This window comes from Pelatocladus sp. BLCC-F211 (assembly GCF_041928655.1).
In the GTDB taxonomy this organism is placed as follows: domain Bacteria; phylum Cyanobacteriota; class Cyanobacteriia; order Cyanobacteriales; family Nostocaceae; genus Pelatocladus.
Genome location: NZ_JBHFLM010000093.1, coordinates 1 through 25,620 on the forward strand (window position 1 = coordinate 1; position 25,620 = coordinate 25,620).

Consider the following 25,620-nt stretch of genomic DNA (forward strand, 5'->3'; position numbering starts at 1 on the left):
GGTACAGCGAAGCACGGGATTAATCGTGCTGCCAACTCGGAGATTGTCAAACTTGATGGCATCGAGCCACCAAGTTTGACCTGCTATCCCTCCCCGACCTCAGCGAAGCAGGTCGGGGTATCCCGCAGAAAAAGATGAATACTTGATAAAAAACCATAGAATATAGCATTTTATCAGGCAAACTTAACGTAATTATAAAAAAATGTGAGCAATAATTGTGCTGGTAAGTAATTAAATTCTAGAATTGGAACTATTTTTAAAGTTCAGCTATCTAGGAATCAGATTCATTACCTGTAGAAAAACCCAAATCGAAATAGTTATCTATCACCAGTAATGGTTTGCAAGCTTTCAAAAACAATCATCCAAATTAATTGTAAATTTAATGTTTAATGAACGCTTATATAGTCTTTACCAGTTTTTGATCCCCATTTCGATAAAATGACGTGGCAGAAGCTTATAATTAGAAACCGCTTTTGACAGCGACGCCCATGAATCAACTTAACAATGGTTTTACTCTATTTTTGAGTCTGCTAGTCGAGGCGATGCCTTTTTTGCTGTTGGGAGTATTTTTATCCAGTTTGCTGCTATTTTTTATAGATGAGCGCAAATTGGTAGAAAAAATGCCCAAAAATCCCCTACTAGGTGCTTTAGTCGGTAGTATGGTCGGGTTTTTGTTTCCAGTCTGCGAGTGTGGTAACGTGCCAGTAGCACGGCGTTTATTGATGCAGGGAGTACCTACATCAGTAGCAATTGGCTTTTTGCTCGCCGCACCAACAATTAATCCGATTGTAATTTGGGCAACTTGGACAGCATTTCGCGATCAGCCAGAAATAGTAGTATTACGAGTAGTATTTTCCCTATTAATCGCCACTATTATTGGCTTTGTGTTTAGCTTTCAAGAAGACTTGACTCCCATAGTTCAACCTGCGATCGCTCGTTACTTGAAATTTAACCCACCCCCAACTCCAGACACAAAACACCGCCTTCAAGTTTCCCAAGGACAGCAGCAAGCAAATGTACCCACTTTATTACAGTCTGGAACGTTTTTGTTAGGAGCAGGGCAAACTACGCGCTTAGAAGCTGCTGCGTCAGCTACAACCCCAAATTCGATTCAGAGTAAACCCTTAAAAGCAAAACTGCGATTAGTATTAGAAAATACCGTACAGGAACTGCGAGAACTGGGAGCAGTATTAGTGATCGGTAGTGCGATCGCCGCTGCTATTCAAGTTCTTGCTCCTCGCGAATTAATTCTCAGCTTGGGTTCAGGCCCAATTAGTTCAATTACTACCATGTTGTTACTCGCAACAGTAGTGTCAATTTGCTCTACTGTTGATTCTTTTTTTGCTCTGTCTTTTGCTTCTATTTTTACCAGTGGTTCCTTATTAGCATTTTTAGTATTTGGGCCAATGGTTGACCTTAAAGGTATAGGTTTGATGTTAACAATATTAAGACCCAGAGCGATCTTTTACCTATTTGGTTTAGCTGCATTATTAACTTTTTTGTTCACACTGATTCTTAATTTGCATTTTCTTTAAAAATTTAGTTCCTAGTCTAAAGCCAATAGTCCAAAGCAATGACTATTGCCTACTAATTCTTGAATTTTGGCTCTTGACTAATCAGCAATGACTAAAAATCCAAACCGTATAAATAGAATTCAAAAGAAATTACTCCCCTGGCTTGATGTCTTCGCAATTACAGCTTGGGGAATTTTGCTGTTGAAATACTGGTTGACTGACAAGCTTAATTTGTTAATTCATCCGAATTATTTTGGATTAGTAGTGGCGGCTGCATTTTGCTTGTTAATTGTCGCTTTTTTCAAAGCCAAAGAACTTTTGCAGCGGCGTCGTCATGAAATGACTGGTAACATGCAACACATCAGTTTATTTCCACCTGGATGGGGTAGTGCTTTGCTGTTAGTAGCAGCCATCTTGGGATTGACCTTTACACCACAAGTATTTGCTAGTGACAAAGCACTACAACGAGATTTCAGTGAATTATTGGGTTCTACGCGCGTCAAACCACAAGCATTCCGCGCCTCTGTTGCTCCTGAAGAGCGATCGCTCGTAGACTGGGTACGGATGCTTAACGTCTATCCAGAACCAGATAGATATCAAGGTAATAAAGTCAAGGTACAGGGATTTGTCATCCATCCGCCAGACCTCGCAAAAGAATATATCTTTTTAGCGCGTTTTGTTCTGACTTGCTGCGCCGCCGATGCTTATCCTGTAGGATTACCAGTCAAATTAAAAGAAACTCGCGATCAATACCCAGTAGATACCTGGTTAGAAGTAGAGGGACAAATGACCACCGAAACAATAGCAGACAAACGTCAACTCACCATTGCAGCTAGTTCCTTGAAAAAAATTCCTCAACCAAAAAATCCCTATAGTTATTAGTCAATAGTCCATAGTCCATAGTCAATAGTCAAGCTTCTTTTACAAATGACCATTGACAATTGACAAATGACGATTAACAAATGACAAATGACAATTGACAAATGACTAGTAAAAAAAATTTTTTCCAACCCTTAGATCGCATTGCGATCGCATTAATGTTACTGCTCATTTTGATCATTGGGCTAATCATATCCCAGGGTGATGTAGTCAGAGTTCGTGTCCGAGAATTTACTTGGAAACACGTACAAAGTGAGGAAAAAGATATATCTAGGACTAATTTCACCACTCAAAATCAAAATATTGGGGCAGAATACAAAGCCTTCATCCTCAGCTTTAGCCGTCCTATGGATACAAAAAGCGTAGAGGAAAATTTAAAAATAGAGCCTCCCTTAGCAGGTACATTCAGTTGGGCGGGGCGACGCATGGGCTACAGTTTCATCACACCAGCACCCTATGGAACAACTTACAAAGTGAAGTTGGAGAAAGCAAAAGATAAATTCGCTAGCCAAGAAAAAACTAATAAACTCATACAACCATTTGAAACAACATTTAGCACACGCGATCGCGTAATTCTTTATATCGGCGCTAGCAATGAAGACCAAGGAAGGTTAGTTCTTTATAACTTAACCGAAGAACAAAAAAAGATACTTACCCCCAAAGACCTCATAGTTACCGACTTTAAGCCATTTCCAGATGGGCAGAAAATATTATTTGCCGCTCGCCCCGCAAATAGTCAAGACTTATTATCAGCACAATTGTATACAGTCACAACCGGTTTTAATGCACCTTATGAAAAAACAGCAGAAGCAGCAGCTAAAGTAGACTTGCTTTTAGACAACAAAGAATATCAAAACTTGAAATTTGATGTATCGCCTGATGGAGAAACCATTGTTGTCCAAAGAGGGAAAAAAGATAATCCTGGCGACTTTGGGCTGTGGTTTATACCAGTTATCAGTGATAGTTCTGGTCAACAAACACCTCCTCAACGCTTGCAAAGTCAACCGGGGGGAGATTTTATGATTACACCGGATAGTAAAGCTGTAGCGCTTGCCCAAGGTCAAGGAACGGCTATTTTGCCTCTACAAAAAGATGGTACTAAACCCCTAGATTTTTTCCCCCAATTTGGATTGGTACAGGCATTTTCCGGGGATGGTTCACAAGCAGCAATGGTTAAGTTTAATACAGACTATACACGAGACTTGTTTTTAGTCACCAACCAGGGCGTTCAGAAAAAACTCCTATCCACCACAGGTTCAATAGTGAATTGTCAATTTGATACTGCGTCCCCCACGCTTTACTGCTTGCTAACACAGCTATTACCAGGGGAATATTATCAAGAACAACCATATCTAGTTGCCATTGATATCAAAACAGGACAACAGAAACCATTATTGGTTCTACCTCCCGATCAACGAAACGTACAAATGAGTTTATCTCCTGATGGTTTGGGTTTATTATTTGACCAGATCCAGACAAACCCGAATCCACCAGCGAATGCACCTTTGTTGACAACTGATGATGGAGAGGCTATAGCCACTAGCAACCTGTGGTTAATGCCATTATTACCAATAGCCGATGCCCAGGAAAATGCAGACCTTAAGCCAGAACAACTGCCGTTAACAGGATTTCATCCTCGTTGGTTGCCTTGATTGAGGTGAGGGTGTGGGGCAGAATTTCTTAGTTGTTAATTTTTTAACAACTTCGCACTGTATGGTAGCAAAAAGTTATAACAAAATAATCACAAATGACTCTCCTTGGGGAGGTGACAAACTTGCCGAATGGAGTAGATTTTGATAAGACAGCATTGATACGTAATGCTACCGCAGTCACCAATCGATAAGTTTAAGCTGGTGGGTGAAAAGTGATGAATGAAGCAGACACCCCAAATAACGGGGCTTTTAATGAACCCCAAAATCCTGCTAGTGCGCCACAACCGCAACAAGCAAGTTGTCCTTTTTATTCTGTTTTGCCTCTCGAAAACAAAATAATTTCGCAATTGCCATTGTTAGCACCAGCGCCAGATCAGCAGTGTCAGGAAGATGCATCTTGTCAAGACTCAATGACAGAAACGAACCAACAAATAGAGGAAACGAGTAATTCTGAATACATATTAGAGTTAAATCAGCAGCAACTAGAGGAATTAAAACCTGAGCTAGATTGGGTTGCGGAGCCTGAAAAAGAAAAACAAGCACTGATTGACTCTGAATTTAAGCAACTGTTGGCATTAAATGAAGAATTGCGTTCTGCCAACAATGATTTATATGAACAAATAAAAAGCTTAAAAACAGCTTTATCTGAGTCGGAAGGGGCTGTGCAATGGCAGCAAAAGCGTTCTACTGTTGCAGAGTCTATGCTTAACCAACAGACTCAAGAGCTAAATGCTGCTCAAGAACAGATAAAATCCCTATATCAACAGTTGGAAACTGCACTACAAACAGTGCAAACTCAAGAAACTGTTATAGAGAACTATAAAGCACAGCTAGAAATTAACCAACAACGTCTTGCCCTACTGGAGCGAGAATGTACCTTACTTCAAACTAAATATAACGAACAATCCCACCAGCTACTGCAATCAGAAAATTCCTGTCGAGAATTACGTACTCGCTTAATGCGGCAACAACGCCAAACATTACAATTTAAAGCAGCTCTCGAAAAATGTCTAGAAACACCACCACCTAGCTCTGATTCTACAGATGCTTATACTAATACCAATAATGTAGGTAATGAACACGCTAGAAATTATCAGCGAACTCATTCTTTACTTCCCAACCAGCAACCAATTCAACCCTGGTCAGCAGAAGCTGATTCTTCCACAGAAGATACAGATCGTTTCAGGGTAGAATCTTCTTGCTCAAACCCATACCCATGGGATAACTCGACCTCTAATCAATCATCGACTACTGATACTCCATCTCAAGAAAGCACACTGACTCCAGAGCAAACAACTATCGAGCCAGAAATTGATGATGACACTGGATCACAAACAATTTCATCTTCAGACTCGTTAAGTTTAGATGAGCAAGTCGATAACTTAATTCAATTGTTTTTTGCTGCCCAAACCACATTTGTATCACCACCACTATTGGTTGAAAAAGATCCAGAAGATATAGAAGAAGCAAAAAATGATGATCAAAGTGTGACGCCCATTTGGGAAATAGTAGCCACTCCGGTGGAGGATACGGAGGATACAGAGGATACAAAAGAATCAATAATTGTCATCTCACCCAGTGCTGACACAGATTCTGAGGAAAATGAGGATTTATGGTTAGATATGTCACCATTACCCCCTTCTTTACCAGGGTCTGATGAGTCTGACAAATCGCCCTCACCCGTGGTTTATCCTGAACGACCACCTAAAGGGCGAAAGTCTTTAGCATCCGTAGAATTACCGAATTTTCGCCCTAAGAAGTAGTCAATGGTCAATGGTAAAAACTTTGGACTCTGGACTGTTGACTATGGACTATTGACTCTTGAGTCTGAACTTTTGGTTTTCCTTTACCTGTAGTTAACGCATAGCTGATAGCTGATAGCTGTAACCACAATGCTGGAGAGCGATTTTCTAACCATTGACCATTGCGGTGTAGAAAAATTGGTAGCCATCGACTCAGTAAAGCACTAATGAGACTATGACGAAGAAAGTCAAAATAGTTCCCTAACCAACGCCATAAATCTCTAGCACCAGCTAGTTCCCAAATCCACAGTAGCAATGCTGGGTTTTTCCTGGCTGCTTTGAGTGCTAACCGATTAAAAGTAAGCACATTGAATCTATCTTTGATAAAGTCATCTGCGACTTCGAGGGGTTCATCTGCCAAAAGACCAAAAAAGTTATTCAGCATAGTGTTGATGCGCTCTGGTGGTAAAAATTTACCAGTAGGAACCATCATCCCTTTGGAAAACATCCAAGTCACAGCAATATTATTTTGAAAGGCACGAATTCGGTTCAAGTGTCGAGAAGAAAGTAAATCGTGTTTGAGAGCGATATCTAAAAGAGTGGTGAGGCGTTCTAGGTTCCGAACCAAGGAACCAAATCCTGTGAAAACCAAGGGTGACTGGAGAGATGCAGCATCACCAATAGCGATTAATCGATCAAAGGCTATGGTGCGATCGCTACTCCCCACACTAAAATGCCCTGGTATATAACCAAAGGTCGGCTTTTTCCAGACTAGCTTGTCCATGTCACAGCGCCGATACTCTGGCAAAATTGTGAAAAAGTCCTCATACATTTCCAGTAAGGAACCGGGATTTTGGGCATTAACTTCGTGGTAATGAAATAAATAAATTGCTAGTTCTTCGTCTGTACCGGGAAATAATTCCCAAATTAACTGTCTTCCCCGCGAAATATCACCGTGACTATTAAGCACATCCCCATACTGACAATCCCATACTCCCGGCTCAAATCCCCGCTCAATCACCGCTCCTACCGTCGGACAAACACTGTCAAACGCACGATAGCCATTTAACTGCCAAGCGATGGGTGATGCTGTTCCCATCGCATCTACAAGCACTCGTCCGCTTGCTTGCTTGTCTATTTGATGACTTAAGTCTTTAAATGTAATAACAACTTCTGATGTATAAATATCAGCTTTGATAAACTCTGTTTCATCCCAGATTTCACCACCAGCTGCTAGCAGTTTTTGTCCGCATAGTTGGAGCAATTTCTCAGAATCTAACCCTAAATTTAGGACTGTGGGAGTGTGCAAAATTGGTGCTTTCAATGGTTTGGGAACATAAGCATCAAAAAATTTATTAAATCCGTCTTGATACTCACGGGCAATAATGAATTCTACTTCGTTGGATGTCAGCAAACCTAAATTTATCAAGCTTTGAATTTCATCACGAGAAATATTCCATTCCCGGTTCATACGTCCAAAACGTAACCGTTCCACCAACAGCACTTTGTAACCTAATTTTGCCATCACAGCCGCATGAATAACGCCAAGCGCACCGCCGATATAGATCAGGTCATATTGGGGATTGGTGTTTATTGTCCCCCTTCTCCCCTTGTCTCCCTTGTCCTCTTTGTCCCCGTGTCCCCACTTCTGGTGAGCAAACAACACCTGACGCGGCTTCTGGGGGTTGCGTACGCCTTGACGCCAGCGTTGCTCCCACCAGTACACTCGTTTCAGGTCATATTCGCCATGAGGAATTTTTTGAAAATATTTGACAGTAAGGGGATAATGGGGTGCTAGTGCTTCAAAAATCGATTGGTGGGATAAATCTATTGTTGGTGGTTCTGGGTATTGATGAGGAAAGCGGCTTCTGATTTCAGTTGTCAGGGTTTTGAGAATTTGTTTTTCTTGAGGAAAGGCTTGATCTGACCACCGGAACACCTTCAGGTAAGTAGTTCGTTGTAGTGACCAAACAAAAACAGAAAGTTCGCTGAAGTTTTCCGGAATACTTCTGCTTTTATCTGTATTTCCTATCATTCTCAGGCGGAAACCATCCGGTGTCGGCATTTTTTCCCCAATTCCTGCTTCAAAGTCAGTTTGTAACCATTTGCATACTGCTGATGTGTCCGGTGTGGGTATTTCTATGTAAAGTATCTCTTTCATTCTTTTTCAAATCTCCAGCTAATAATATGTACTAAGGCAGTTTCCAAACAAGGGTGATTTACGGTATGATCCGCCCTATCTTGTTGAATAAAAATTCAATAAAGAAATTTTAAAAGTTTGTCAAAGTTTTTGTTCATTCTCTGTTTCATTAAACCTTACGCCATGAATTATCCCATTCCAGACAACCCTCAAGAAATCATTGCCTTAAGGCAAAAACCAGTTGATGAAGCCCTAGTGGCTGCTGCGATCGCAGGTGTAATAAAAATTGTCCGCGATCAAGGCCAATCGCTGGAGGAACTAACAGCGCAATTGCTAGCTGAAGATACTCTACTAGATAAACAGCAGCGCCAGTGGCTTAGTCAAGTAGTCACCCAAGCCTGGGAAAGTTTTTCTTAGATTTGTTAGTGGTCATAGTTAGTAGTTAGTGGTCTACTAACAAACAAAAAATTCATTGCCAATTATTTTGTGTGGTGTGTGAGTGTACTATGTGTGGTCTGAGATTGGCAATTTGCGGGTGAAAAAGAATAACCACTTCCAAAGCAACAGACTTGCGACAAACAAGTCAGCAATTCTCAAGATAATATCTTGATTTAAGTCTTGACGCGGATAAATTTAGGATTACGCTTCAAATTCCTCAAAAGTTCAATTATCCGCGATGACAACCAAATAACTAGAAAATAGGTATAGGGGTATAGGGGTATAGGGGTATAGGGGTGTAGGAGGAAGAAAAACAATTAAATATTTACCCTTACACTCTTACACCCTTACACCCTTACACTCTTACACCCTTACACTCTTACTGCTGCTTGTGAATGTAGCAACAAGCCATATTCTAATCCTTCTACCACTGCTTGATAGGAAGCCTCCAAAATATTTGTGGAAACTCCTACTGTTGTCCACCGTTGATGACCACTTCCCGACTCTACCATGACACGGGTTTTGGCTGCTGTGCCTGTATGTCCGTTGAGAATCCGCACTTTGTAGTCTGTCAGTTCAAAAGCTGCAATCTGGGGATAAAAATTCACTAAAGCCTTGCGTAAAGCTGCATCCAAAGCAGCAACAGGGCCATTTCCTTCTGCTGCTTCCAAAATATTTTTACCATTTACGGCAACTTTAACTGTAGCTAGGGCGCTAGTATTTTCTTCTCCCTGTCCTAACTCACAGTGGACTTGGAAACCCCTGATTTCAAAAAATAACCGCCGACTTCCTAAAGCTTGGCGCATCAATAATTCAAAACTCGCCTCTGCTGCTTCAAATTGGTATCCTTCACTCTCCAAAGCTTTCAACCGTTCAAGAATTTTTCGAGTTGTCTGGTCATTTTTATCTAATTCAATCCCAAATGAGCGGGCTTTTGATAAAACATTACTAATTCCTGATTGTTCGGAAATGACGATCCGGCGACAATTACCAATTTGTTGTGGTTGAATATGTTCGTAGGTGAGGGGATTACGTTCTACCGCTGATACATGGATACCACCTTTGTGAGCAAATGCTGACCTACCAACAAATGGTGCATGTTCATCTGGAGCAAGATTAACAACTTCACTGACAAAACGACTGGTTTCTGTCAACTGGGAGATTTGGTTATCTTCTATACATTGAAACCCTAGCTTGAGTTGTAAGTTAGGAATTAGCGAACAGAGATTGGCATTACCACAACGTTCGCCATAACCATTGATTGTACCCTGAACCATCCTGACGCCTGTCATGACTGCGGCTAGAGCGTTGGCGACTGCTGTATCCGAATCATTATGAGTATGGATACCTAATTTTGTTCCGCTAGGAATATATTTAACTATATCAGTAATAATTTGCGTAATTTCATGGGGTAAAGTGCCACCATTAGTATCACAAAAGACTAACCACTCAGCACCAGATGCGATCGCAGTTTCTAATGTTTGTAAAGCATAATCCCGATTGTGCTTATAGCCATCAAACCAGTGTTCGGCATCGTAGATCACACGACGCCCTTGAGCGCGCAAATACTGTATCGTATCGCGAATCATCGCTAAATTTTCAGCCAAAGTAGTCTTGAGTCCTTCAGTGACATGTAAATCCCAAGACTTACCAAAAATTGTTACCCAACGAGTGCCAGCAGCGAGAATAGCTTGCAGTATTGGCTCAGAAGCCACTGTTGTGTTTGGGCGTCGAGTCGAACAAAAAGCCACGATTTCAGCCTGTTTGAGCGGTTCTTCCTGCAATTGCCAGAAAAACTGCACATCTTTCGGATTGGCGCCAGGCCAACCACCTTCAATGAACGGAATACCCAGTTGATCAAGTCTTCTGGCAATACGTAACTTATCTTCTATAGATACAGATAGCCCTTCGCGTTGAGTACCGTCTCGAAGTGTTGTGTCATAGATCCAAAGTTGAGGTAAAGAGTTAGCGCTCATAAGATGAAGAGTTGTTCAGACTACAGAATAAAATTAAAGATATGTCAGGATATATAATTGTCAAGAAAGCTAGGAGTTTATAGGCTAGCTGCTCCTTGCAGTTCATCACAACTATATTTCAAGGTCAATTGTGACAACACTACGCTGATGAAAATCTGCTCACAGATGGTGACGTTGATACCATCATTCAAATCTAGAAAACATCGACATCAAGAAGTCTGTATTCCCCACAGCACAACCACTTCAGTGTTTTTCAAGATCATCATAATATGACAATATCAAATGATTTCTAAACTTATCCTTAAGGATATGGTTGTGATTGTTTCATAACTAAAATAAGATTGGGAAATAGTTTTTTCTGTATCAGAAATAAATTGTTACAATACAACCTAAAACTTGTGTAGTGATCTGCAATGCCCAGGGTGCTAGCTCAAAGTAAAACTAGTGAGTGTATGCGCGGAACCAATCTGCGGAAGATTTTGCTGCAAAATGGTATTGACCTCTACAATAGCGATGCTAAGGTTATTAACTGTCGGTTAATCGATAGTTGTTCTTTGCAAATGCAAGTAGAAGGTAATTTTGCACCAAGCTAATTGGCGTAAACAAGGGTGGTACTCACTACCTCCTCATTATCAGCCAATTGATTTGGGTTTAGCTTGTCAAACTCAGCTTTTAGGAAATGTCAAAGTTACTAAATTTGATGGATTCTGGGCAGAAGGTTCTCAAGTAGTCTGGACACCAAAAGGTTAAAAAGGAGAAAAAATATGGGTAGATGGACACCACTCATTTTGATGGCTGGAGGTTTGGCAATTTTACTAGGTACGTTGCTGGGGATTAGCTTTCCGATGGGCGGACAAAATACTGCTCAAGCCCCAGGAGGTAAAACATCAAAAGTTCTCCCCGCCAACATCAATGTCAACAGCACTGCAACCGGTACAACTCCCACCAGAACCAACAAAACTAATGTTGCTCAGAACAACGCTGCTGATGACACATTGACCGATACCATGACTGACACAACAACAACTGCTCAAGATAATTCAAATACAACCACCACAGACGATACTCAATCAAATGATACTAACAATAACGAACCAATTCGTGCTTTGTGGTAGTGGTTGCTGATCATCAATTAACAGTTATGAGTTACTAGTTATGAGTTACCAATTATGAGTTAAAAGTTATATAGTCAATTGTCAATTGTTGATAGCCATTACTCTTGACTATGGACTCTTGACTATGGACTCTTAACTATGGACTCTTGACTATGGACTCTTGACTAATGAGTAACGATGTTTTGATTATTGGTGGCGGTGTCATCGGTTTAGCGATCGCCGTTGAGTTGAAACTGCGTGGCGCGAAAGTCATCGTGACTAGTCGTGACTTCCACGCAGCTGCTACACATGCTGCTGCTGGGATGTTAGCACCGGATGCAGAAAACATCTCCAATCAAGCAATGCAAGAATTATGTTGGCGATCGCGTTCTATTTATCCTGAGTGGACGTACAAATTAGAACAACTCACTGGTGTAAACAGTGGTTACTGGCCTTGTGGTATTTTAGCGCCAGTCTATGGAGAGGACGTGGGACATGGGGGACATGGGGGACATGGAAGCAGTGAGTTCTCGTCATCTTTTCCAGTGTCGGTGTCTTCTCAAACAGCTTACTGGTTAGACAAAGAAACTATTAACCAATATCAGCCGGGTTTAGGAGAAGAAATCACTGGTGGTTGGTGGTATCCTGAAGATGCCCAAGTAGACAATCGAGCCTTGGCAAAAGCATTGCTTGGTGCAGCGCAATCCTTGGGTGTGGAACTAAAAGAAGGAACAGCAGTAGAAGGTATCTTGCAGCAGCAAGGGCAAGTTGCAGGAGTCCAAACCAATGCTGGAATTTTGCGTGCCGAACACTATGTTTTAGCTACAGGTGCTTGGACGAATCAATTATTTCCTTTACCCGTACGTCCAACCAAAGGACAAATGTTGAGTGTGCGTGTACCAGAAGCGATCGCGGAATTACCCCTAACACGAGTTTTATTTGGTCACGATGTTTACATAGTGCCAAGGCGCGATCGACGAATTATTATTGGTGCTACGGTCGAGGATGTTGGCTTTACTCCCCACAACACACCAGCAGGAATTCAAACTTTACTACAAAAAGCCATCCGTTTATATCCTCAAATCCAGAATTATCCCATAGAAGAATTATGGTGGGGATTCCGTCCTGCTACCCCCGATGAGTTACCAATCCTGGGAAATAGCCCCTGTCAAAACCTCACTTTTGCTACGGGACACTATCGGAATGGGATTCTGCTTGCACCCATAACAGCAGCATTAATTGCTGATTTGATTTGGGAACAAAAATCTGACCCTCTTCTGTCCCATTTTCATTACTCGCGCTTCCAGAACCAATCATCTACCTCCCCTGTGATGCTTACTCATTCGCCTTCACCACTATCCTACGGGCAGATTTCCCAACCCACCCCTACCATTGCTGACACACCCCTCGTCATCGCTGGCAAAACTTTCACCTCCCGCTTAATGACGGGAACTGGTAAATATCGCACCATCGAAGAAATGCAGCAAAGTGTAGTAGAAAGTGGTTGTCAAATTGTGACTGTCGCAGTTAGACGAGTACAAACTCATGCACCTGGACACGAAGGTTTAGCCGAAGCGCTCGACTGGACAAAAATTTGGATGCTACCGAATACTGCTGGCTGCAAAACCGCCGAAGAAGCTATTCGTGTTGCCCGTTTGGGACGAGAAATGGCAAAACTTTTGGGACAGGAAGATAATAATTTTGTCAAGTTAGAAGTAATTCCCGACTCTAAATATTTATTACCAGACCCCATTGGTACCCTACAAGCGGCAGAACAATTAGTAAAAGAAGGCTTTGCGGTTTTACCTTATATTAATGCTGACCCAATGCTAGCCAAGCATTTAGAAGAAGTCGGCTGTGCAACAGTAATGCCTCTCGCCTCACCGATTGGTTCCGGTCAGGGATTGAAAACAACTGCTAACATTCAAATCATTATTGAAAATGCCAATGTTCCTGTAGTGGTGGATGCTGGTATTGGTGCGCCATCTCAAGCAGCACAAGCGATGGAAATGGGTGCGGATGCTTTGTTGATTAACAGTGCGATCGCCTTAGCAAAAAACCCACCCCTGATGGCACGCGCCATGAATCTGGCAACAACTGCCGGGCGCATAGCCTATCTAGCTGGCAGGATGCCCATCAAAGACTACGCCAGCGCCTCTTCACCAATTACTGGAACAATTACAAATTAGGGATAGGGGATAGGGGATCGGGGATGAATCAGTTATCAAATTAAACTGTTAACAGTTTAATTTGATAACTGATAACTGATAACTGATAAGTCTCCCTTGTCTCCCTTCTCCCCAATCCTCGATCCCCGATCCCCAATCCCCGATCCCCAATTCCTTTTGTAACAAATTATCTCTAATGACAAGAGCAGTATATTGCATTTATGTAACATAAAATGAATAAGTAGCGTAAGGAATTTATTCATGCCCTACACGACTGAAGAAGGCGGTCGCCTCAACAATTTTGCCCGTGAACCCAAAGTTTACCAAGCAGAGCCTCCTACAGCCCAGCAAAAGCGCAATTATCTAATTATGGGAGTTGTGGGAATAGTTCTGGTCAGTGGTTTGATTTTTGTTGCCTTCTCTGTTTCTAATCTTAGTTAATAAAAATTGCTTTCACAAATCAATTTTATTTTACAATTATTCAGGTTTCTAAATTTTTGGAAACCTGGTTTTTTTGTCTAATCTCTAAGATAGAGATAGAGGGTGATAAATTCAGAAATTTGCCCTTCAGTAGTAGGTTATTGCTATTTTATGCAAGAAAATAAGTGCAAAAACTAAGTATAATAATATACAATACCTCTATTCTTATTTCAAACCTTGATTTATCCTGAGCAGAGCAATCACTACTTGAAAATCATAGTCATAGTTAGATATACAGACTGCTTACATAATGCCCTTAAAAGGGATGTACACTGCGTTTCGGCTCCCTAGCCACCATGAGCGTGAATGATACTGCACATTCGGATAAATTTGCGTGGAATCGCCAAGTATACCACCGTCTAAAAGTTGCCCTCAGTCTTGGTTTGCGGCGACAAATTTTGGTAGCGGTATGTGATGACTTAACCCTGAGAAATCAGGTAGCAGCACGTTTGCATTCAACTTTGGCCTATCCAGTGGGGCAAGTGCTGTATCAACCATCAAATACACATGAAGCTAGTACGCCAGCTTATCCAAGACTAGTGACTCTGAGGTTGAATTTAAGTGACCCTAACCCGATCGCACAAATAAATCAATGGCTGGTGAATTATCCACCGCCAATTGTTGGTGTGTCTAAAGATAATCCTGGACGGTCATTGCCAGTACCAGCTTTTCAAATTGTAGGTGTTGAGCAGTTGACCAAGCAACCAGTGGCAATGCAACGTTTATTTTTGCACTATTTACGTTTAACTGAACAACATTTATCAAGCCCAGAATCCAGCAGTTTTCTGGAATCCAGTCTATTACTGTGGGTATCGCGTCCTTGGTTGTACGCCATACAACAATCAGCACCACAGTTTTGGCGTTGTCGTACTGGTGTGTTTGTGTTTGCTGGAGAACCGACACCGACAACTCGTACCAAAAATTCACCAGAACGCTTTTCTAGTTCTAGAAGCTTAGATGTAGGAAATATTGAACAGGTAGACTGGGAAGAACCTGTCTCTGGTGACGATTTCCCTGTGGAAGAGATTGATTTTGCGATCCAAACACCTGTAAATCGTGGACACAAACCGCAAGAACCTTCACCAATCAAATCAGAATTATTTGTTCCAGAAACATTTCAGGAGGAAGCTAGAAATAAAGTTAATATCAGCAAGACTCCACCGCCACCGCGTTTATCGCACATTAGTAGAGAGTTAACAGAGTTAGTACTAGCAACTCTTAACAGTGCGATCGCTCACGATCAAGATGAGAGTGTCCAAGTAGAGGAACTTCTAGAAGAAATAGACTCTTTACATTCCACAAAAGCTTCACCAGAAACACTGGCAGTAGCTTATCATCGTCTGGGCAACTTGTATCGCCTCCGCATTGAACAGGGACAAACTAATTTAGAGAACTTGATGGTGGCTATTTTGGCGTATCAAGAGGCTATCACCCACGATGAAACTTCGCCACAAGTGCCAGATATTTTGAACGACTTGGGTACACTCTATTGGATGCTATATCGCACACCGCCCAATTCTGAAGAAGGACAATCTTATATAGAACAGGGAATAGAATTTTATCAATTAGCTTTAAAGCTAATTTCACCTGAAACCCATCCAGAAACCTATGCACGTGTGCAAAATAATCTGGGGACTGCTTATGGTGACTTAGCACGTTTTGTTCACGCTGGGGAAAACTGGCAAAAAGCGGTGACTGCTTATCGAGAAGCACTCAACTTCCGTACCGCCGAGATGGAACCATTGAAGTATGCTGCAACTCAGAATAATTTGGGTACTGCTTACTGGCATTTGGCACAATACAATCAACCAATGGAGCATTTAAAGAATGCGATCGTTGCTTACAGTCTTGCCTTAGCCTACTACAATCCAGAACAGGAACCACTCAAATATGGCATGATTCAAAACAACATTGGTACTGCTCATTGGAATTTAGCACAGTACGAAAATCCAGGGGAGAATCTGCAACTTGCTGTGGCTGCCTATGGAGAAGCCTTGAAATATCGTACACCAGCACATGTTCCCGCCGCTTGTGCTGCCACACAAAATAATCTGGGTACTGCTTACTGGCACTTGGCCAACCAGCCACAAATAACTAAAGAAGAACGACAAAAGTTTTTAGAACTGTGCATTAATGCCTATGAAGAATCCCTGTCTCTTGCTCATTCTTTGAATGGTGTTGCTTTAAGTTTTGATATTTTTGCGACTCATAACAACTTAGGGTTAGCACATTATAATCTGGCAACAGATCAATTTTTGAATGGTGATAAAACTGCACGTTCTCAACATTTAGAATCAGCATTGGATAATCATCTACAAGCATTAAATGGATTAACTCAAAAACCCGAAGCTCACCAAACAACATTTAATTATGTAGTGAAAACTATTCGTGCTTTTCACAGTGAATTAGGAATACAAGGACAAAATCTTGCTTTATCTAAAGTTCCTGGTCACTTACTACCAGAAATACTACCGAAGTTGTAATTAGAAGATATAGGACTTACGTAGGTGTTACACACAATTCTCATTTCTTGTTTGTATTAAGTGGCTTTAGCTATTATTTTGAGGACTAAAGTCCTCACTACAAACTTAAGAATGATGCGTTAGGCGCTTTAATGATTTTATTTGCAACAAACAATATGAAAAAAATCCGCCTAACACATCCTAATTAAAATTTACTTTTTTGACTTTATAACTTCAGATTTGATTTGTGATTCCAGAAGAAAGTTGCAATATAAAAAAATATGATTCACAAAACCCTCAAGCTTTTTATTACCATCCTAACGGAGAATTATGGATTGGTGATTCAATAAAATGGCTACAAACTCTTGCTTCAGAATCAGTAGATTTAGTATTTGCAGATCCTCCGTATAATATAAAAAAAGCTGAATGGGATAATTTTGAATCGCAAGCAGCTTATGTAAATTGGTCTTTAATCTGGATTGAAGAAGTTTCTCGGATCTTAAAACCGACAGGTTCATTATATATTTGTGGTTTTTCAGAAATTATAGCTGATATTAAACTACCTGCATTAAAATTTTTTAGTGGGTGTCGGTGGCTGATTTGGCATTACAAAAATAAAGCAAATTTCTCCAACGATTGGGGTCGTTCTCATGAAAGTATCTTACATTTTAGAAAAACAAAAGATTTTTATTTTCATCCAGATAATATACGTATAACTTATGGACAACACACTTTAAAATATCCACAACATCCTCAAGCAAAAACAAGCCAATACGGCAACAATGGTAAGAATGATAGTAGAATTTGGCATCCCCATCCCAAGGGTGCAAAACCCAGAGATGTCATCGAAATACCAACTACATGCAATGGGATGCATGAAAAAACCAAACATCCAACTCAAAAGCCAGAGGAGTTAGTGAGAAAGTTTGTACTTTCCTCATCTTCTAGAGGCGATCTTGTTGTTGATCCATTTTTCGGTTCAGGAACAACGCTTGTTGTTGCAGAACAACTTGGTAGAAAATGGTTAGGCTGTGAGATTATTCCTGAATATGCAGCATGGGCAGTAGAACGTATAAAATCTGTAAAAAATATGTCAGATGAGGAATGGTTTTCGTTTGATCGCAAGAATGAAGAACGGAGAAAAAAGATTAGGTAATTAAATAAAATATTTTAATTTTCCCCTGATTTAATTACAGAAAATATAGAGGAATAATCTTCGTGTGCAAATGACATTTTCATCGCCATTTCTAATATTTTTCGTACACCTTCAATACTGCTGACATTTAAACCTGCTGCTTTTGCTTCTTCAATAAAGAAATCAGTATCTTTCATCAGGTGTTTGGTGGGAAAATTGGGATTAGCATAATTTCCCTCCAACATTGTTTGCAACTTTTTATCGAAAGTTGGGGCATAAAGGACGCTTTGACGCAGAATGTACATAAACAGGTCTTCGTCAATGCCATAACGCTGGACAAAGCCAAGACTAAGAGCAAAACTTGCTGTGAGAGAAGCAATTAATTGATTTAAAGCCAGTTTCAGCGCCGCCGCAGTTCCCACTGGCCCAACTAGGACAGGTTCCGGGCCAAAGTGTTTGAATAACTCTAAGTGACGTTGGTATTGTTCTTGATGCGCCCCTACCATCACAATTAAATTCCCAGCTTGGGCTTCTGAGATGCTGCCAAGTACGGGTGCTTCTAAATACTCACCCCCTGCGGCAACTACTGCATCTCTAATTTCTCTGCTTTCGGTTGGAGTAATAGTCCCCATTTGAATGACGCTTTTTCCTGCTACAGCTTGTGAACATCGGTCTGAAAGTAAGACACTATAGATAGCTGCGGCATTCGTCAGCATCAAAATCACACAGTCAGCTGCATTAATTGCTTGATAAGCTTTTTCTGCTATTTCCGCACCAGCTGCTTTTAACGGTTCTAACTTTTCTGGGGTGCGGTTATAGGCTATTAGCTGGACTCTTGCTTCTAACAAATTATGTGCCATTGGCAGTCCCATTAATCCAGTCCCCAGAAATGCTACCTTCATTTTTATGTTCCTTTGGTAGAGCGATCGCTGTTGGTCAGTTATCAGTTATCAGTTAGTAGTTAGTATTTTGTTTGATCCCTTCCCTTGTCTCCCCATCTCCTCTACCAACTAATATCTACTAACTACTAACTAGTTTTTTTAGCCGCCTGCGGCAAAAGTCACCATAATCATTACTGAAAGTAAAATGCCGGGAATGAGTAGCACGATTAGCATGAATAAATCATGGGTGGTCATAATTATTACCTTTTGACTAAAGAAGGATAAAATGTATAACGATAAAGGTTAAAGGTTAAAAAATATTTACTTCAGCCTTTATAATTCATTCTTCAGCCTTTAATGGTAAATTAGTTTTCACCCAAGTGAGATTAATATAGTTTTAACTTTTCAATTTGATGTTGGTAGTTGTGGCACTGTAAATCCCTTCAGCGTTAAAAATGTTTCTGTTTCCTTAAGTCCTTTACTTTGTGCCAAGACACCAAATCCACCCAATCCATAAGGATCTAAAAGCTGACGCAATGCATCGCGACGACGCAGTAAATCCGAGATGGGTTGGTTTGTATGAGAAAGGCTAACCATGCGATCGCCTAAACCCAACGCCATCAAAAATAATTCTTGCTGCGTCCAACCAACTTTAGCTAATCCACAGCGTTCACCCCATCTCTCTAAAGCTGTAAAATCAACATGGGCTGTGATGTCTTGTTGCCCAATATTGATGTAGGGGTTATTATGGCGCTGATGATGCCAGTAACACTGGAGTGTTCCTTGCGATCGCCTGGGATTATAGTAACGACTTGCTGGATAACCATAATCTATAGTTAGCACATACCCTCGCTGCAAACGGTCTGCTACTACACCTAACCAATCTAGCGCCGCTAAATTTACCTCACTGCGATAACCTTCTGGATAAACGTTTTCTAGAAACTGAATACCAACTAAATCAAAGTATTCAGCCAGTCTTGGTGTGGAAGGTTCAGCGATGACTTCTGTGAAGGGAGTGGGGGGACGTTGACTATTGACTATTGACTCTTGACTTTGTGCAGACGCGATGAATCGCGTCTCTATTGACTCTGGCTGTAGAGTCACATAAATTTCTCGCAGTTGCCCTTGCTCTAAAATAAATTGATGTACGGGTAGAGCATCCACTAATTCATTTGAGAAAAAGCAGCCGATAATAGAGTTACTAAGTATTTCTTCTAAACTGCTTTTGATTTCGACTGTGAATCCTTGTAAGCGTTGTTGTTGTTCTTGCCTAAGAATGGGGGACTTTTCTACAATGATGTACTTTAGAGCAGCAAAAAAATTTGGATAGCGCAGCTTCAAGTAATTTAAAATATCTAGTGCTAAATGGCCTTGTCCTGCACCCATTTCTACCAAAGAAAAAGCCGCAGGTTGACCTAAAATTTCCCACATTTGGACAAATTGTTCAGCTAGCAACTCACCAAAATCAGGGCCAAGATGAACAGAGGTGAAAAAGTCGCCCTGCTTACCAATGTTCACGGCTTCGGTAGAATAGTATCCATAGTCAGGATGATACAATGCCATATCCATGTAGGTAGCAAAAGTAATTCGCTGATCAGGACTATTAGCAATGCGATCGCGTATAGCAGCACATAATGTTGGATGAGAATCCATAAATTTTGAGATTTCAAATTTTCTATATTTGAATTAAATCGGATGACGATACATAATCCATGTGAAAAATTAAAACTTATTTTTTCCTATGTCAGCTATATCTACTACTAATTTTCCTCCTTTAGAAAGTGGCGATCGCTTGACTCGCGACGAATTTGAACGCCGCTATCAGGCAATGCCGCAAAATATGAAAGCAGAATTAATCGAAGGAGTGGTATACTTGGCTTCACCTGTACGTGCTAGAGGTCACGGCAGACCTCATGCTCAAATAATCGGTTGGTTGTTAGTTTACACTGCTGCAACACCTGGAGTTGATTTACAAGATAACGCCACAGTACGTCTTGATGCTGACAATGAACCTCAACCGGACGCCCTATTACGAATTGAACCAGAGGTAGGTGGCAATTCCCGTATTAATGACGATGATTATATTGAAGGCACACCAGAATTAATCGTAGAAATTGCTGCTAGTAGTGCTGCTTATGACCTGAATGATAAGCTTAATGCCTATCGTCGCAATGGGGTCAAAGAATATATTGTTTGGCAAAGTTACGAGAATCGTCTAGATTGGTTCAACTTACAACAAGGACGATATATTTTACGAGAACCAGATGCAGATGGGATAATTCGCAGTCAGATTTTTCCGGGATTATGGTTGGTGGTTGATGGTTTGCGAGAAGGTAACATGGCTGAGGTTCTAGCAGTTCTTCAACAGGGTTTGCAAACACCAGAACATCAAGCATTTGTGGAGAAACTCAGGAGGTAAGGTTGTGCAGGACAAGAAGCCAAACAACGACAACATCAAGAAGAAAGGTAAGTCACTGCCTTCTGGTATGATAATCAGGCTGGGAAAATTTGTCTGGACGACCATGTGGCATCTGATGATGTCAAATCTGGCCCCTCGTAGCCAATCAGGAGAATATATCCGTCCAGCTAGTCAATTCCGCAACTCTATTAGTACAGAAGCAGACAATCCTTATCAACCCCAAGCAGGACGTTATCGCCTTTATGTAGGTTTAGGGTGTCCTTGGGCGCATCGAACTTTAGTTGTGCGATCGCTCAAAGGTCTGGAAAATGCCATACTAGTTTCGATTGTGTCTCCTTCACCAAACGAAGGTATCTGGGTTCTTAACCAAGAAGAAGAAGGTTGTCGTACCCTTCCCGAACTCTACAATTTAGCTGTACCTGGTTATCAAGGACGTTGTACTGTTCCCGTACTCTGGGATACGCAAACCAAGACGATAGTTAATAACGAAAGTGCAGAGATTATCGTCATGTTGAATTCTCAATTTAACGAGTTTGCGACAAATCCCGGACTTGATCTTTATCCAGAAGAACTGCGTGAGCAAATTGACCGTTGGAATGAGAAAATTTACCATGCGGTAAACAACGGTGTTTATCGCTGCGGTTTTGCCCAAAGTCAACAAGCCTATGACAAAGCTTGTAACGAATTGTTTACTACTCTTGACGAAATAGACACTGTTTTAGCAAAGAGTCGCTACCTGTGTGGAGATCAGGTAACACTAGCAGATGTACGTTTATTTACTACCTTATTCCGTTTCGATGTAGTCTACTACGGATTGTTTAAGTGCGATCGCCACAGAATTCAAGACTACGAAAATTTAGGTCCTTATCTACGTGATTTATATCAGCTACCAGGAGTTTCTGACACCTGTGATCTAGATAGCGTCAAGCGAGACTACTATGGAAACCTCTTTCCACTTAACCCCGGCGGTATCATCCCCTGTGGACCCGATGTCAACAATCTCTTGAAACCACATAATCGGCAATAAGTTATTTGTCATTTGTCATTTGTCATTGGGCATGAATCAGTTAACAGTTTAATTTGATAACTGATAACTGATAACTGACAAGTCCCCAATCCCCAATCCCAAAATATTTCCTTATTTGTGCGTTAGGAAATACTAATCAATTTCGTCTTTTTCTTGCTTGATAATCTAATAAAGCTCCTGCACTGACTGTAGTCCTTCCGTTTGTTCTCCGCATTGGAATTTCTCCTCTTTGTAGGGCCATATAAAGGTTGGCTTGGTCTACATTTAAAAACTTGGCTGCTTGAACAAGAGAAATACCTCGCTTCGGAAAACCTAGTCTGTTTCTTTTGCGATGAGATAAGCGGCTAAACATAGCGAAATATAAAAAACTACTTAAGAAAGTTAACTTTTCTTACAAAAACGTTACAAAATCACATAAAGACACAGTCCATCTACGCAGCATTTCGGTTGCGTTGGAGGGATATTGTACAACTGAGTTAGTTTGACGAACAGCTAATTAGATTTACGTCTAATTAGATTATAACAGATTATGAAAACAGAACAATTTCAAATCGTGCTACGTTTTTTCAAAGCTTTAGCGGACGAAAGTCGGTTAAAGATTTTGAGTTTTCTAGCTAACCAAGAATGTAGTGTTGAAGAGCTAGCTGTATTATTGCAACTCAAGGAACCAACGGTATCTCATCATTTGGCGAAATTAAAAGAAGTAAATTTAGTTACTATGCGCCCTGAAGGTAATACCCACCTGTATCAATTGGAAAGTATGACTTTAGAGAGTGTCAGCAAAGAAATTTTGACACCAGGGAAGATAGCTTCTTGGGTTGAAGATGTAGATACAGAAGCATGGGAAATAAAAGTAATTCAAACTTACATAGAGGGAGAACGCCTCAAAGAAATTCCCTCTAGTCGTAAAAAACGCTTGGTAATTCTGAAGTGGTTAGCGAATAAATTTGAAGTCGGTGTTCAATATTCAGAAAGTGCTATTGATGAAATTCTTAAGCGTTACCATCCTGATTTTGCTAATCTCAGACGGGAGTTGATTAGTTATCATTTAATCCAGCAAAAAGACGGGATTTATTGGCGTTATATAGATTAGTAGAGAGAAATTGTTGACGAAACTTTAAAAGGGAACGAGGAAAAGGAGAGAACTGTTAAAGCACTACAGTCGAAGGATATATAGAATAGCTGTCTCGCAATTCATCTCACACCTCCCTATCGGGTAGGTGTGAGCCTTCTCGCTGTTAAAGGTAATATTTATGAGCGAGGTAACTATTTTCATAGTACAATAGTACTAAGCGTGTTGTTGCTTAATGATTTTTTAGGTCAAAAAATGGTTTCAGGAAATAAGCTAGTAAAACCGTTTCTGAAGTGGGCAGGAGGGAAAAGACAACTTGTTCCATTAATTATAGAGAATTATCTACCTAAAAATTATAATTACAAAACCTACTATGAACCATTTATTGGTGGAGGAGCGCTCCTATTTACTTTGCAACCTAAAAAGGCTGTAATTAATGATAGTAATGCTGAATTAATCAATTGTTATAAAGTTATTAGAGACTCAGTTGATGAACTAATTGATAATTTAACATTTCATAAAAATAATGAAGAGTACTATTATGCTATTAGAGATTGGGATAGGGAAGAAAGTTTTCAAGAGAAAACACCAGTACAACGAGCATCAAGAATTATTTTTCTGAACAAAACTTGTTACAATGGCTTATTTAGAGTTAATTCTCAAGGACAGTTTAATGTGCCTTTCGGTAAATACAAAAATCCAAATATTTTAGACGTAGCTGTTTTAAAAGCTGTAAGTAAATATTTGAATGATAATCAAATTACAATATTAAATTTAGATTTTCAAGATGCTCTGAAAGAAGCTAAAAGAGGAGATTTTGTTTATCTTGATCCTCCTTATGATCCAGTTTCGGATACTGCTTCTTTTACTGGCTATGATGTAAATGGGTTTAATAAAGATGAACAAATTAGGTTAAAAGACACATTTGATAATTTAGACGAGAGAGGTTGTAAAGTTCTATTGAGCAATGCTTATACAAACTTCATAAAAGACTTGTATAAAGATTATAAACAGACAAAAATATCAGCAATTAGAGCTATCAATTCTAATGCGAAAAAAAGAGGTAAAGTAGACGAAATTTTAGTAAAAAACTATGACTGACTCATCGAGCCAAAGACAACAATCTAAAAATGATGTTGCCTGGGAGAAGTTATTTGAAAAATATCATATTCTCGAAAATCTATCTAATTCCGGGTTTTTTGAAATAGACTCTGCAAGTATTAATGAATTCAGAGAAAGTAGATTAATGGCAAAATTTGACCATTATGCTAATTTACCTGAAATTTTTAAAGACCACAAACTTTCCATATTATCTATCTCTAGAAATAAATATATTATTGGCAAATTTGATGCTTATTTAAATGTTACATACTCTGATATTTTAGAAGCAATCCCTGTAGAATTTCCAAAAGGAATAGAAAGTATAGACTATACAAATTTATATTCAGAAAATTCAGCATTAAGTTGTGCTTTTAATACAGGTATCATAAATGATTTGATTGGTGGTGAAGAATCATATCACACAGTTTATGGACGAATGTCTACGGGTACATTTAAATTTCATATAAATAAAATAGTAGATGATACTCAATATAATATTGAAGTTAATAATGCTCAATGTGAAATAGATGCAGGTTTTGAAAGTGAGCAGTACTTTTTATTATTAGAAGCTAAATTATATGATGTAGATGATTTTTTAGTTAGACAACTATATTATCCATATAGGCTTTGGTCTAGTAAAATTCCAAACAAGAAAGTAATTCCAATTTTAATGACTTATTCTAACTCCAGCAATATATTTAGCTTTTTTATATATAAATTCGATGATATTTTAAATTACAATTCAATAAGATTGGTAGAACAAAGAAACTATGTAATAGCTCCTGAAATAATAACACATGAAGATGTATCTGAAATTTTTAAATTTATTACTATAGTTGCTGAACCAAATGTTCCATTTCCACAAGCGAATAAATTTGAAAGAATTATTGATTTACTTACACTTTTACTAGATAAAGAATTAACGAAAGAGGAAATCACAGCAAATTATCAATTCGATGAAAGACAAACTAGTTATTATACTGATGCTGCTAGATATCTTGGCTTAATGGATAAGTATGTAGACTCAAATACTAGAGAAATAACATTTCGTTTAAGCGATGAAGGAAACCATTTGCTAAAAAAAAGATACAAAATCAAAATCCTGTCTTTGATTGAAAAAATTTTGCAACATCAGGTTTTTTATCAAACTTTTGAATTTACTGTTGCAAATGGTTTCATCCCAGATATTAGTGAAATCCGTCAAATTATGCAGTCCTGTAGTTTAAACATAAATATTACAACTATTCAAAGGCGGTCAAGCACAGTCCGTGGATGGATAGGATGGATTGTAAATATGCTGTCTTGAAAATAGGGAACTCTTAACAGGGATTTGGGATTTGGGAATAAATTCTCATGTCCTCTTTGTGTGATTTATTACAGGAACGTTTCGCTTGATTTTTCTTTTCCCACCAAGCGCGTAGCGTCTACGCAACCAAGAAA

20 protein-coding genes and 1 pseudogene are annotated in these 25,620 nt (G+C 39.8%); 16 read left to right on the forward strand and 5 right to left on the reverse strand.

Annotated elements, in window-relative coordinates:
• The first annotated feature begins 488 nt into the window (after positions 1–488).
• The 4 genes from ACE1AT_RS11240 (at position 489) to ACE1AT_RS11255 (ending at position 5,808) form a co-directional block, all read left to right on the forward strand.
• Positions 489–1,535 (forward strand): permease, encoded by a 1,047-nt coding sequence (locus ACE1AT_RS11240; protein ID WP_374868247.1) that lies wholly within the window; start codon positions 489–491, stop codon positions 1,533–1,535.
• Between the two features lie 87 nt (positions 1,536–1,622).
• The gene (locus tag ACE1AT_RS11245; RefSeq protein ID WP_374868249.1) at positions 1,623–2,396 is read left to right on the forward strand and encodes a TIGR03943 family protein; all 774 of its coding nucleotides are present in this window, start codon (positions 1,623–1,625) and stop codon (positions 2,394–2,396) included.
• Positions 2,397–2,497: 101 nt separating this feature from the next.
• Positions 2,498–4,045, forward strand: a complete 1,548-nt coding sequence (locus ACE1AT_RS11250; protein ID WP_374868251.1) for a hypothetical protein — start codon at positions 2,498–2,500, stop codon at positions 4,043–4,045.
• Between the two features lie 215 nt (positions 4,046–4,260).
• The gene (locus ACE1AT_RS11255; protein ID WP_374868253.1) at positions 4,261–5,808 is read left to right on the forward strand and encodes a hypothetical protein; all 1,548 of its coding nucleotides are present in this window, start codon (positions 4,261–4,263) and stop codon (positions 5,806–5,808) included.
• 7 nt (positions 5,809–5,815) lie between these two features.
• Here the strand turns inward: ACE1AT_RS11255 and ACE1AT_RS11260 are convergent, their stop codons facing one another.
• Positions 5,816–7,948, reverse strand: a complete 2,133-nt coding sequence (locus ACE1AT_RS11260; RefSeq protein ID WP_374868255.1) for an NAD(P)/FAD-dependent oxidoreductase — start codon at positions 7,946–7,948, stop codon at positions 5,816–5,818.
• A 162-nt stretch (positions 7,949–8,110) separates the two neighbouring features.
• Here ACE1AT_RS11260 and ACE1AT_RS11265 point away from each other — a divergent pair, with 162 nt between their 5' ends.
• A complete protein-coding gene (locus ACE1AT_RS11265) occupies positions 8,111–8,344 on the forward strand; it encodes a hypothetical protein (RefSeq protein ID WP_016860799.1) in 234 nt (77 codons plus the stop codon).
• A 392-nt stretch (positions 8,345–8,736) separates the two neighbouring features.
• Here ACE1AT_RS11265 and cimA read toward each other — a convergent pair whose 3' ends face one another.
• Entirely contained in the window at positions 8,737–10,341 is a 1,605-nt protein-coding gene (cimA, locus tag ACE1AT_RS11270) for a citramalate synthase (RefSeq protein WP_374868258.1), read from the reverse strand.
• Between the two features lie 413 nt (positions 10,342–10,754).
• Between cimA and ACE1AT_RS11275 the strand changes: the two are divergent.
• From ACE1AT_RS11275 to ACE1AT_RS11300, 6 genes and pseudogenes are all read left to right on the forward strand, one after another.
• A pseudogene (locus tag ACE1AT_RS11275) lies at positions 10,755–11,091 on the forward strand (hypothetical protein).
• A gap of 14 nt (positions 11,092–11,105) precedes the next feature.
• The gene (locus ACE1AT_RS11280) at positions 11,106–11,456 is read left to right on the forward strand and encodes a hypothetical protein (protein ID WP_374868260.1); all 351 of its coding nucleotides are present in this window, start codon (positions 11,106–11,108) and stop codon (positions 11,454–11,456) included.
• A gap of 167 nt (positions 11,457–11,623) precedes the next feature.
• On the forward strand, positions 11,624–13,624 hold the full coding sequence (thiO, locus tag ACE1AT_RS11285; protein WP_374868262.1) for a glycine oxidase ThiO: 2,001 nt from the start codon (positions 11,624–11,626) through the stop codon (positions 13,622–13,624).
• Between the two features lie 240 nt (positions 13,625–13,864).
• On the forward strand, positions 13,865–14,044 hold the full coding sequence (psb34, locus tag ACE1AT_RS11290) for a photosystem II assembly protein Psb34 (RefSeq protein ID WP_374868264.1): 180 nt from the start codon (positions 13,865–13,867) through the stop codon (positions 14,042–14,044).
• A gap of 335 nt (positions 14,045–14,379) precedes the next feature.
• Positions 14,380–16,566 (forward strand): tetratricopeptide repeat protein, encoded by a 2,187-nt coding sequence (locus ACE1AT_RS11295; protein WP_374868266.1) that lies wholly within the window; start codon positions 14,380–14,382, stop codon positions 16,564–16,566.
• A gap of 226 nt (positions 16,567–16,792) precedes the next feature.
• Positions 16,793–17,701 (forward strand): DNA-methyltransferase, encoded by a 909-nt coding sequence (locus ACE1AT_RS11300; protein WP_374868268.1) that lies wholly within the window; start codon positions 16,793–16,795, stop codon positions 17,699–17,701.
• 14 nt (positions 17,702–17,715) lie between these two features.
• Here ACE1AT_RS11300 and ACE1AT_RS11305 read toward each other — a convergent pair whose 3' ends face one another.
• Together ACE1AT_RS11305 and ACE1AT_RS11310 are read right to left on the reverse strand one after the other, a co-directional pair.
• Positions 17,716–18,582 (reverse strand): NAD(P)-dependent oxidoreductase, encoded by an 867-nt coding sequence (locus tag ACE1AT_RS11305; RefSeq protein ID WP_374868270.1) that lies wholly within the window; start codon positions 18,580–18,582, stop codon positions 17,716–17,718.
• Positions 18,583–18,966: 384 nt separating this feature from the next.
• Positions 18,967–20,214 carry a class I SAM-dependent methyltransferase gene (locus ACE1AT_RS11310; protein ID WP_374868272.1) on the reverse strand — a complete coding sequence of 416 codons (1,248 nt, stop codon included), beginning with the start codon at positions 20,212–20,214 and terminating at the stop codon, positions 18,967–18,969.
• 88 nt (positions 20,215–20,302) lie between these two features.
• On the opposite strand from ACE1AT_RS11310, the gene ACE1AT_RS11315 reads away from it, so the two are divergent.
• Positions 20,303–20,980, forward strand: coding sequence for a Uma2 family endonuclease (locus ACE1AT_RS11315; RefSeq protein ID WP_374868274.1), 678 nt, complete (start codon positions 20,303–20,305; stop codon positions 20,978–20,980).
• Positions 20,981–20,984: 4 nt separating this feature from the next.
• Positions 20,985–22,007, forward strand: coding sequence for a glutathione S-transferase family protein (locus tag ACE1AT_RS11320; protein WP_374868276.1), 1,023 nt, complete (start codon positions 20,985–20,987; stop codon positions 22,005–22,007).
• Positions 22,008–22,143: 136 nt separating this feature from the next.
• On the opposite strand, the gene ACE1AT_RS11325 is transcribed toward ACE1AT_RS11320, so the two are convergent.
• Positions 22,144–22,359 carry a hypothetical protein gene (locus ACE1AT_RS11325; protein WP_026722475.1) on the reverse strand — a complete coding sequence of 72 codons (216 nt, stop codon included), beginning with the start codon at positions 22,357–22,359 and terminating at the stop codon, positions 22,144–22,146.
• A gap of 177 nt (positions 22,360–22,536) precedes the next feature.
• Here ACE1AT_RS11325 and ACE1AT_RS11330 point away from each other — a divergent pair, with 177 nt between their 5' ends.
• The 3 genes from ACE1AT_RS11330 to ACE1AT_RS11340 all read left to right on the forward strand — a co-directional run bounded on the left by ACE1AT_RS11330 (position 22,537) and on the right by ACE1AT_RS11340 (position 25,486).
• Positions 22,537–23,100: a metalloregulator ArsR/SmtB family transcription factor gene (locus tag ACE1AT_RS11330; RefSeq protein ID WP_374868278.1), complete on the forward strand. Its 564-nt coding sequence runs from the start codon at positions 22,537–22,539 to the stop codon at positions 23,098–23,100.
• A 234-nt stretch (positions 23,101–23,334) separates the two neighbouring features.
• Positions 23,335–24,180, forward strand: a complete 846-nt coding sequence (locus ACE1AT_RS11335) for a DNA adenine methylase (RefSeq protein ID WP_374868340.1) — start codon at positions 23,335–23,337, stop codon at positions 24,178–24,180.
• The gene (locus tag ACE1AT_RS11340; RefSeq protein WP_374868280.1) at positions 24,173–25,486 is read left to right on the forward strand and encodes a translation elongation factor; all 1,314 of its coding nucleotides are present in this window, start codon (positions 24,173–24,175) and stop codon (positions 25,484–25,486) included. The genes ACE1AT_RS11335 and ACE1AT_RS11340 overlap by 8 nt, the downstream gene beginning before the upstream one ends.
• Positions 25,487–25,620 lie beyond the last annotated feature (134 nt).

Excerpts from the sequence above, each read along its gene's own strand:
- ACE1AT_RS11335 (WP_374868340.1), top strand. The coding sequence starts at position 23,335 with ATGGTTTCAGGAAATAAGCTAGTAAAACCGTTTCTGAAGTGGGCAGGA.
- ACE1AT_RS11240 (WP_374868247.1), top strand. The coding sequence starts at position 489 with ATGAATCAACTTAACAATGGTTTTACTCTATTTTTGAGTCTGCTAGTC.
- ACE1AT_RS11255 (WP_374868253.1), top strand. The coding sequence starts at position 4,261 with ATGAATGAAGCAGACACCCCAAATAACGGGGCTTTTAATGAACCCCAA.
- ACE1AT_RS11315 (WP_374868274.1), top strand. The coding sequence starts at position 20,303 with ATGTCAGCTATATCTACTACTAATTTTCCTCCTTTAGAAAGTGGCGAT.
- ACE1AT_RS11340 (WP_374868280.1), top strand. The coding sequence starts at position 24,173 with ATGACTGACTCATCGAGCCAAAGACAACAATCTAAAAATGATGTTGCC.
- cimA (WP_374868258.1), bottom strand. The coding sequence starts at position 10,341 with ATGAGCGCTAACTCTTTACCTCAACTTTGGATCTATGACACAACACTT.
- ACE1AT_RS11280 (WP_374868260.1), top strand. The coding sequence starts at position 11,106 with ATGGGTAGATGGACACCACTCATTTTGATGGCTGGAGGTTTGGCAATT.
- ACE1AT_RS11265 (WP_016860799.1), top strand. The coding sequence starts at position 8,111 with ATGAATTATCCCATTCCAGACAACCCTCAAGAAATCATTGCCTTAAGG.
- ACE1AT_RS11330 (WP_374868278.1), top strand. The coding sequence starts at position 22,537 with ATGAAAACAGAACAATTTCAAATCGTGCTACGTTTTTTCAAAGCTTTA.
- ACE1AT_RS11250 (WP_374868251.1), top strand. The coding sequence starts at position 2,498 with ATGACTAGTAAAAAAAATTTTTTCCAACCCTTAGATCGCATTGCGATC.
- thiO (WP_374868262.1), top strand. The coding sequence starts at position 11,624 with ATGAGTAACGATGTTTTGATTATTGGTGGCGGTGTCATCGGTTTAGCG.
- ACE1AT_RS11305 (WP_374868270.1), bottom strand. The coding sequence starts at position 18,582 with ATGAAGGTAGCATTTCTGGGGACTGGATTAATGGGACTGCCAATGGCA.
- ACE1AT_RS11310 (WP_374868272.1), bottom strand. The coding sequence starts at position 20,214 with ATGGATTCTCATCCAACATTATGTGCTGCTATACGCGATCGCATTGCT.
- psb34 (WP_374868264.1), top strand. The coding sequence starts at position 13,865 with ATGCCCTACACGACTGAAGAAGGCGGTCGCCTCAACAATTTTGCCCGT.
- ACE1AT_RS11295 (WP_374868266.1), top strand. The coding sequence starts at position 14,380 with ATGAGCGTGAATGATACTGCACATTCGGATAAATTTGCGTGGAATCGC.
- ACE1AT_RS11325 (WP_026722475.1), bottom strand. The coding sequence starts at position 22,359 with ATGTTTAGCCGCTTATCTCATCGCAAAAGAAACAGACTAGGTTTTCCG.
- ACE1AT_RS11260 (WP_374868255.1), bottom strand. The coding sequence starts at position 7,948 with ATGAAAGAGATACTTTACATAGAAATACCCACACCGGACACATCAGCA.
- ACE1AT_RS11245 (WP_374868249.1), top strand. The coding sequence starts at position 1,623 with ATGACTAAAAATCCAAACCGTATAAATAGAATTCAAAAGAAATTACTC.